The 8858-nt window shown below is 66.7% G+C and carries 6 protein-coding genes; 3 read left to right on the plus strand and 3 right to left on the minus strand.

Translation table 11 applies throughout. The features are described from left to right. Window positions 1-409, plus strand: a 409-nt coding sequence (locus tag MA09_RS02315; protein WP_036245016.1) for an AsmA-like C-terminal region-containing protein, incomplete at its 5' end; no start/stop codon positions are given. Between the two features lie 7 nt (window positions 410-416). Then, a complete protein-coding gene (locus MA09_RS02320) occupies window positions 417-1214 on the plus strand; it encodes a carbon-nitrogen hydrolase family protein (protein WP_036245019.1) in 798 nt (265 codons plus the stop codon). A gap of 60 nt (window positions 1215-1274) precedes the next feature. Here MA09_RS02320 and MA09_RS02325 read toward each other — a convergent pair whose 3' ends face one another. Then, a complete protein-coding gene (locus tag MA09_RS02325) occupies window positions 1275-1682 on the minus strand; it encodes a hypothetical protein (protein ID WP_152594537.1) in 408 nt (135 codons plus the stop codon). Window positions 1683-1855: 173 nt separating this feature from the next. On the opposite strand from MA09_RS02325, the gene tldD reads away from it, so the two are divergent. Then, window positions 1856-3316: a metalloprotease TldD gene (tldD, locus tag MA09_RS02330; RefSeq protein WP_036245025.1), complete on the plus strand. Its 1461-nt coding sequence runs from the start codon at window positions 1856-1858 to the stop codon at window positions 3314-3316. A gap of 64 nt (window positions 3317-3380) precedes the next feature. Here tldD and MA09_RS02335 read toward each other — a convergent pair whose 3' ends face one another. Further along, entirely contained in the window at window positions 3381-6065 is a 2685-nt protein-coding gene (locus MA09_RS02335; RefSeq protein WP_036245026.1) for a TonB-dependent receptor, read from the minus strand. A 153-nt stretch (window positions 6066-6218) separates the two neighbouring features. Next, the coding region (locus tag MA09_RS02340; RefSeq protein WP_036245030.1) for a TonB-dependent receptor at window positions 6219-8858 on the minus strand (2640 nt) is incomplete at its 5' end.

An 8858-nucleotide genomic window follows, 5' to 3' on the forward strand; every position in this document is an offset into this window, starting at 1 on the left:
GGAAGGCCTGGCCTTCGACGGCATCAGCGCCAACGCCATGATCCAGCGCGGCGTGCTGCGCACCGACAACCTCAAGATGCATGGGGTGGCAGCGACCATCCTGATGGACGGTAGTGCCGACATCGCCCATGAGACGACCAACCTGCGGGTGGTGGTGATTCCAGAATTCAACCTCGGCACCGGGCCCCTGGTGTACGGCCTGGCGGTCAATCCGATCGTCGGGATCGGCAGCTACCTGGCGCAACTGTTCCTGCGCGCGCCGGTCATGAAGGCGCTGACCTACCAGATGCAGATCTCGGGGCCGTGGCGGTCCCCGACCATCACCAAGATCGACAATCCCGCGCCGCCGCCGGGCCAGGCCAGGCCGCAGCCCCAGGCAAGTGCGCGCCCCAATGCGAAGAAGGAGTGACAAGGACATGACCAAGGTAGCCGCAGTGCAGATGGTGTCCACCCCGCAGGTGGAAGACAACCTGGCGACCGCGCGCCGTCTGGTGGCGCAGGCGGCGCTCGAAGGCGCGCAGTTGGTGGCGCTGCCGGAATACTGGCCGATCATGGGCATGAGCGACAGCGACAAGGTGGCGCATGCCGAGCTTGACGGCGCCGGGCCGATCCAGGACAGCATGGCAGGGCTCGCGCGCGAGCACGGCATCTGGCTGGTGGGCGGCACGCTGCCGCTGGTGTCGAAGGAAGACGGCAAGGTGCTCAATACCACGCTGGTCTACGACCCCGAGGGCGAGAAGGTAGGCCGCTACGACAAGATCCACCTGTTCGGCTTCAACAAAGGCAGCGAATCCTACGACGAGGCGCGCACCATCGTGCCGGGGATCAGCGTGGGCGGTTTCGAGGCGCCGTTCGGCCGGGTCGGCCTGTCGGTGTGCTACGACCTGCGCTTCCCGGAGCTGTTCCGGGCAATGGGCGAGTGCATCCTGATGATCGTGCCGGCCGCCTTTACCCACACCACCGGCCTGGCGCACTGGGAAGTGCTGCTGCGCGCACGCGCGATCGAGAACCAGTGCTACGTACTGGCCTCGGCCCAGGGTGGACTGCACGCGAATGGACGCCGTACCTTCGGGCATAGCATGCTGGTGGATCCCTGGGGCGAAGTGAAGGCGGTGCTGCGCGAAGGCGAGGGCGTCATCAGCGGCATGCTCGACGAGGATTTCTTGACCAGCGTGCGCGAGAGCCTGCCGGCGCTGAAGCACCGCAAGCTCTAAGAGAGCAGGGAGCAGCGCGCACGGGCGCCACGCATCATGTGCATGGTGAGCGTGCGTACGCTAGCGCCGCTTCGCCTCGGCGCAGACGGCGTGGCCGAAAGCCTGTCCTGCCGTCAGCGGCTGGCCGAGCTGAACCGAGCGTGACAGGACCACAGCACCGCGGCCTGGCTCGCTGCCATCGAGTGCCTGGACCACGCTGCCGGCATCGTCCTCGCCGGCGTCGTCCTCGAAATGGACCTCGAAGCGGGCACCGCCATGGCCGGTGATGCTGTTCAAGGTCTTCACCCCAGGCAGGCCGATCAGCAATTTCTCCACCGGGTTCGTCAGCACGGCTTCGACGCGCTCCGGCGATTGTTGCGCGATGCAGAGCTCGACGATCACGACCCGTTCGGGCAGCTTGTCGGCCTGGGCCGGCATGCCGGCGAACAGCAGGGCGGATGCGGAAATACAATGCTGCAATCTGGACATGGCAACTTTCTCTGGGGACGATTGGCGTATGCTGCGTCATTGTTGCCGATGTTGCAAGGGTAGCAATGTGCTCAAGAACTTGTCCCACGTCCAGCACTCACTGGCTTGCGTGCCCGGTACGAGGCACGTGGATATGGCACAATGCACTTTCCAATCGAACGACCGAACGCAAAATGAAACCATTCGAACCGAACCTTTCCTCCCTGGCTGTCGCACGCGACGTGCTGCTGACGCCATTCGGCCTCGACGAGGGCAAGCTGCTGAACGCGCTGGGGTCGATGTTCACGCACAAGGTCGACTACGCCGACTTGTATTTCCAGTTCACGAAGAGTGAAGGCTGGAGCCTGGAAGAGGGCATCGTCAAGACCGGCAGCTTCTCGATCGACCAGGGCGTCGGCGTGCGCGCCGTATCGGGCGACCGGACCGCCTTTTCGTATTCCGATGACATTTCCGAAGCGGCGCTGCTGGACGCGGCGGCCGCTACCCGCACCATCGCCCGTGCAGGCAGCGGCAAGGTGAAGATCGCCACCGCGGCGCGCCCGACCGGCGGCCGCTCGCTCTACCTGCCGCACGATCCGCTCGCTTCGCTCGACGCGACGGCGAAAGTGAAGTTGCTCGAGCGTGTCGAGAAGATGGCGCGCGCCAAGGACCCGCGCGTGGTGCAGGTGATGGCCGGCCTGGCCGGCGAATACGACGTGGTGCTGGTGGTGCGCAGCGACGGCGTGCTGGCGGCCGACATCCGCCCGCTGGTGCGCGTGTCCGTCACCGTCATCGCCGAGCAGAACGGCCGCCGCGAAGTCGGCTCCTCGGGCGGCGGCGGACGCTACGACTACGGCTATTTCAGCGACGAGCTGCTCGACAAGTATGCGACCGAAGCGGTGAAGTCGGCCTGCGTCAACCTGGAAGCGCGTCCGGCGCCGGCGGGCCCAATGACCATCGTGCTCGGCCCGGGCTGGCCCGGCGTGCTGCTGCACGAGGCGGTGGGCCACGGCCTGGAAGGCGACTTCAACCGCAAGGGTTCCTCGGCCTACGCCGGCCGCATCGGGGAACGCGTCGCGGCCAAGGGCGTGACCGTGGTCGACGACGGCACCCTGCAGGACCGCCGCGGCTCGCTCAACATGGATGACGAAGGCAACCCGACGCAGTGCACGACCCTGATCGAGGACGGCATCCTGAAGGGCTACATCCAGGACACGATGAATGCGCGCCTGATGAAGATGCCGGTCACCGGCAATGCGCGCCGCGAATCCTTCGCCCACCTGCCGATGCCGCGCATGACGAACACCTACATGCTGGCCGGCGACAAGGATCCGGAAGAAATCCTGGCTTCTGTCAAGAACGGCCTGTATGCGGTCAACTTCGGCGGCGGCCAGGTCGACATCACCAACGGCAAGTTCGTGTTCTCGGCCAGCGAAGCCTACATGATCGAGAACGGCAAGATCAGCTATCCGGTGAAGGGCGCCACCCTGATCGGCAATGGTCCGGAAGTGATGAACAACATCTCGATGATCGGCAACGACATGCGCCTGGATTCGGGCGTGGGCGTGTGCGGGAAGGAAGGCCAGAGCGTGCCGGTCGGCGTTGGCCAGCCGACCCTGCGCATCGACGGTGTCACCGTCGGCGGTACCGCCTGACGCACGTCGTTCCAAGGTAAAAGCCGACCCGCGATCCCAGCAGGTCGGCTTTTTTTCATCCTGGTCAGAAGCGGTAGGTCACGCGCGCATAGACCGTAAAGCCGAGCGGATCGGTATAACGCGGGTCATAACCCAGCTGGAAGTTGGTGACCTGGTTGGTGAAGGGCGGATCTTTATCGAACAGGTTCTTGATGCCCGCCGTCAGCTCGGCCTTCTTGTTGCCCGTATAGGTCGCGGAGAGCGACCAGATCGAGTAATGCCCGACCTTGTTGAAGAACTCCGGCGCCACCGCCGTGTTCTGATCAAGGTAGTGCGACATGTAGCGGTTGGCCAGGTTGAAGGTCCAGTCGCCGCGCATCAAGCTGAACAGCAGGTTATGGCGCCAGCGGAAGACCGGGGTGGCGTCTGCATAACGGCCGGCATTCTGGGTGAACGGTCCGCCCGGCTCGTTCTGGTAGTCGTACTTGTTGACGTAGGTGCCGTCCAGGTTGACGCTGACGTTACCGAAGCGCGTGCGCGGCATACGGTAGGCCACGGACAGGTCGAGGCCGCGGGTCTTCACTTCGCCGAGGTTGTCGGTAACGGCCAGCACGTACAGCAGGCGGGTGCCGGTCGGGTCGTAGACGAACAGGTCGCGGTATTTTTCAAAGTTGGTGAACAGGGTCTGCTCGGCCAGCTCGTTGATCTGGTCCTTGAGGCGGATGTTCCAGTAATCGAGCGAGACGCTGAGGTTTTGCAGGGGCTCGACCACGATGCCGGCGCTGTAGGTGCGCGAACGTTCCGGCGACAGATCGGGATTGCCGCCGGTACGCACGAGCTGCTGCTGGCCGCAGGCGATGTTCGGGTTGGCGCCGGGCGCCGGCACGCCGTTCGGGCACAGTACCGGGTCGTCGTAGGTGTCCGAGCTGTTGGTGGTGGTCTGCGGGCCGTACAGGTCGAACAGCGTCGGCGCGCGGAAGCCCTTGTTGAAGGAGCCGCGCAACAGCAGCTGCCGGCTCGGCTGCCAGCGCAGCGCCACCTTCGGGTTGAAGCTGCCGCCGACATCGCTGTAGTGGTCGTAGCGGGCGGCGACGTTCAGCTCGAGGTCCTTGACGATCGGTACGTTCACTTCGCTGAACAGGGCCGAGATGCTGCGCTGGCCGGCCTGGTCCTGGGCGTCGGCCGAGCCGGAACTGGAAGCCTGCGAGGCCAGTGCGCGGTTGACGAAATACTTGGCGCGGTCGCGCCGGAATTCGGCGCCGATGGCGAAGCCGAGCGGTCCGCCGGGCAAGGTCATCAGTTCGCGGCTGGCGCGCGCGTCCACCGCGGCGCTGTGGATGCGGGCATGCAGGTATTCGCCGGACAGGAGCGAATTGCGCAGGTAGTCGGCGCCCGCAGGGTTTTGCGGACCGAAGGGGTTCAGGATGCCGGCCGCCACCCCGTCGATGATGCGCTGGTCGATCACGTAGCCGCCGTTGAAGACACTCTTCGCCTTCCCCAGCGAATAGGAGATCGCCGTGTTGTAGTCCCATCCGGCCACGTTGCCCTCCAGGCTGGCCAGCAGGCGGTCGGTGATGCTGGAATCGAAGTTGTTGCGTGGCCCGGATTCCAGCGGCCGCCAGGAGATGTCGAGCGGCTCGCCCGTCAGGCCGGGGAAGGCCGGTACGATGCCGTTGCCCGGATAGAAGGGGCTGTCGGCGGTCATGATCACGCCGATGCCGGACAGCGGCGGCGGTGCGACCTGCGCCTCGTTGGTGCTGCGGCCGTGCACGAATTCGAGGCCGGCCGTGTGCTCGCCGAACTTCTTGTTGAGCCGGGCCATGGCGCTGAACTGACGCGTCTTGGGGATGTTGTCGACGAAGCGGGTGTAGTCGAAGGCGCACAGGGGCTCGCCCGGCAGCGCCACCGAGGCGGGCGGCTGGCAGGCCGGGGCATAGGGATTGCCGGTGACGCCGAGGTCGGAAAAGAAATTGGCGGGGAAGGTGGTGCCGCTGACTTCGAACAAGCCGCGCTCGGGCCGGATGCCGGTGTTGGAAAAGCTGCGGTCGGTCGCGCGCAGCGGGCTCTGCTGGTGCCAGTCGATCACGCCCCACATGCTGAGCCCGTCGCGTTCGAGGTCGCCCCAGCCGCCTGACAGGTTGATGCGCTGTTCGTGGCCGCCACCCTGGGCCCAGGGTTCATAGGCCTCGACGCTCAAGGCCGCCCCCTCCACCGAGCGCTTGGTGATGAAGTTGATCACGCCGCCGATGGCGTCGGTGCCGTAGATCGCCGAAGCGCCGTCGCGCAGCACCTCGACCCGCTCCAGCGCGGCCACCGGAATGATGTTCAGGTCGACCGAATCGGCGAAGTAGGGATGGTTCGCCAGCCGCCGGCCGTTGAGCAGCACCAGGGTCTTGTCGCCACCCAGGCCGCGCAGGTCGGCGGTGGCCCGGCCGCCGGTACCGGAACCCACCGCCGCCGTCGAGCCTTCCGACGACTGGTTCATGGGGATGGCATTGAGCACCTCCTGCGCCGTAGCCAGGCCCTGCTTGGCGAAATCGGCGGCGCGGATCGTTGTGATCGGCAAGGAGGTCTCGGTCGCCAGCCGCCGGATCGAGGAACCGGTGATCTCGACACGCTGCATCGGCGCCGCCGTCGGTGTCGGCGGCGGCTGCAGGCCGGGAGGCGAGGTCTGGGCCAGCAGCGGCGGCGCGCACAGGGCGAGGCCGGCCGCCGAGCCGCAGGCGAACAGCCGGCGCAGAACACGGGACAGGATGGTTTCGGTCATCATGGACTCCGGTTGGATGGTGGGCGAGCGGCAAGGCGAAGCAAAGTAAGAGCAAAGTAAGGCAAGCACGACAGGTGATAGCGGTGTGCGCAGGTCGCCAGTGCAGGGCGGGACGAATGTCCCGCCCTGCCTGTCGGTCTGCCGGAGCCGCTTGCATCAGAACGTGTAGCGCGCTCCCAGGGTGGCGAAGCGGCCGATCGCGCCGTAGTAGTCGAGCGGGTTGTACGACACCGCGCCGTAGGTCAGCGGATCGAGCGGGGCCTTCTTGTCGAAGACGTTCTGGATCGAGCCGAAGATTTCCCAGCGCTGCTGCGGCTTCCAGCGGAACACCAGGTCGACGGTCGTCATCGAGGCCAGTTCGCAATCGGTCGGTGCGTCGTTGCCGTTGGCGAAGTGGGCGGCGCAGCCTGCCGGGTCGTTCTTGAACAGGGTGTTGTCGATGCGGCCGCGGTAGTTCACGTTGGCCGACACGCGCCAGTTGCTGCGCTCCCAGGTGGCACGCAGGTTGACCTTGTGGTCGGGCGTGCCCACGCAGTTGGTCACGTCGCAGTTGCCGTGGGTGCCGGCATAGTCGCGCGTGGTGCCGTCCTGCTCGGTACGCTCCCACTTGTCGAGGAAGGTGTACTTGGCGTCGAACACCAGGTTGCCGTAACCGCTCGGCAGCGGGAAGCTCTGGCGCGCGTCGAGGTCGATGCCGCGCACCTTGGTGCTGGCCGAGTTGACGTAGCGGGCCAGCACCGCGGTGATGGCGCCGGGGTCGCCCGGGATGGCCGGGTCTGCGGTGGTGGGGTCGCGCGCCACGCTGCCGGCGGCAATGGCGGCATCGATCTGCTCCTGGTTGATCTCGTTCTTGCGCTTGATCTGCCAGAAGTCAAGCGAGATGCTGGTACGCGGCAGCGGGTCCCAGATGACGCCGACGTTCCAGCTCTTCGAACGTTCCGGACTGAGTGCCGGGTTCGGCGAAGTGATGATTGCCACCGACAAGTTACTGCAGGTTCCGGGAACGCCCAGGGCGCAGCGTAGCGGGTCGGCCGCATTGGCGAACGCGGCCAGGCCGCCGACGCCGTTCTCCGCCGGGCTGGGCGCGCGGAAGCCGCGCGCGAAGGTCGAGCGCAGGGCGAAGTTGCGCACCGGCGTCCACTTGATGCCGGCCTTTGGCGTCCAGGCGTCGCCCACGTCGGTGAAATGGTCGTAGCGCATGGCACCGGTGATTTCGACGCCGGGCCACACCGGCGCCAGCACTTCGCCGTAGAGGGCGGCCACGTTGCGCTGGCCGTCGTAGGCGGAATAGCCGAGGCCGATGATGTTGCCGCGCTCGGTGCCCGTGGTCGGCTCCAGTTCGGCCGATTCGTGGCGGAACTCGGCGCCGACCGCCACCCCCAGGGCTCCTCCGGGCAGCTTGCCGAACTCGCGCGTGGCCTTGAAGTCGACCTGGGCGATCTCGGTGTGGGCGTCATTGCTGATCAGCGGCGACAGCGCGGCGTACACGGCCGGCGAGTTCAGACCGGCGTTCTCGGCGATCCGCCAGTAGGTGCCGACCGGCAGCGCCCGGTAGGCCGGGTTGTTGGCGATCGCCGCCGCCACGTTGGCCGGGCTCGGGTCGAGCAGGGCGAAGGTGGCGTCGCGTGCGAGGTAGCCGGTGCGTTCGTTGGTCACCTTGCTGCGCGAATACAGCAGCGAGGTATCCCACTCCCAGCCGTAGTTGGTGCCGCGGATGCCCAGCAGCGCGCGCGTGAAATAGGATTCGATGTCCGAGCGGCGCGGCCCGACGTCGGCCGCCAGGTAGCGCAGGCGTGCCGGCGTGCCGAAGTAGGGGTTGTCGGGGTGGGTGGCCCCGAACTGCACGCCTGCGTTGCTGACCGGGCCGCCCGGGTAGCCGACGTTGGCGTTGATCCCGGACGGCGTGGTGGACGACTGGGTCAGGTTGCTGTACAGGTTGAGCTCGCCGTATGCCTCGAGCCCGGGGCGCACGATGGCGGTGCCGCGCCCGAACAGCGAGACGTACTCGGTTTGCGGCTGGATCTGGTTGTACAGGAAGGGGGCATCGATCAGGCACCCCCCGAGCGGGTCGCCCTGCGGATGGTTGGTGAAGTTGCTGCAGGCCGCGCCCGGGAAGGTACGGGTGAACCCTTCCCCGGCAGGATTGCCGCGGTTGTAGTAGTTGAGCGTGGCGGGATTGCGTACGTTGCCGTTGATCGCACTGCCGGCGGCATTGTTGCCGACGATGGCGCCGGTACCGCCCAGCCCTTCCTGGGCCGAGAAGCCCCAGGGGCGCAGGTCGACCTTGCCGATATAGTCGCGGTTGCCGCGCTCGCGGTTCCAGATCTCGTCGGTGCGCTTGTACTCGAAGGTCAGCAGCGCGTTGTAGCGGTCGGTGTCCAGGTCGCCCTTGCCCCAGGTGATGGCGACATTGTGGTGCTGGCCATCGCCGGCCTCGGCGGTGCCGACCATGGCGCGCGCGGTGGTGCCCTGGAAGTCGCGGCGCAGGATGATGTTGACGACGCCGGCGATGGCGTCGGAACCGTAGATGGCCGAGGCGCCGTCCTTCAGGATCTCGACCCGCTCGACGGCGTCGGACGGGATGACGTTGAGGTCGGCGAACACCTTCTGGCCGTCGTCGGCCAGGCCGTAGGGTGCCATGCGGCGGCCGTTGAGCAGCACCAGGGTCGAGGCGGTGCCCAGGCCCCGCAGCGAGATGCCAGAGGCGCCTGCGGCAAAGCCGCTGCCGAAGTTGACCGGCACCGAGCCCTGGTTGTCGACGGCGAGCGTCTGCAGCAGTTCGGCGACGGTGGTCTT

It is taken from the genome of Massilia sp. BSC265 (assembly GCF_000740675.1).
Classification (GTDB): Bacteria; Pseudomonadota; Gammaproteobacteria; order Burkholderiales; family Burkholderiaceae_D; genus Telluria.

What these genes read in the sequence shown, in the direction of transcription:
- MA09_RS02320 (WP_036245019.1), top strand. Translation starts at nt 417, where the DNA reads ATGACCAAGGTAGCCGCAGTGCAGATGGTGTCCACCCCGCAGGTGGAA.
- MA09_RS02325 (WP_152594537.1), bottom strand. Translation starts at nt 1,682, where the DNA reads ATGTCCAGATTGCAGCATTGTATTTCCGCATCCGCCCTGCTGTTCGCC.
- tldD (WP_036245025.1), top strand. Translation starts at nt 1,856, where the DNA reads ATGAAACCATTCGAACCGAACCTTTCCTCCCTGGCTGTCGCACGCGAC.
- MA09_RS02335 (WP_036245026.1), bottom strand. Translation starts at nt 6,065, where the DNA reads ATGATGACCGAAACCATCCTGTCCCGTGTTCTGCGCCGGCTGTTCGCC.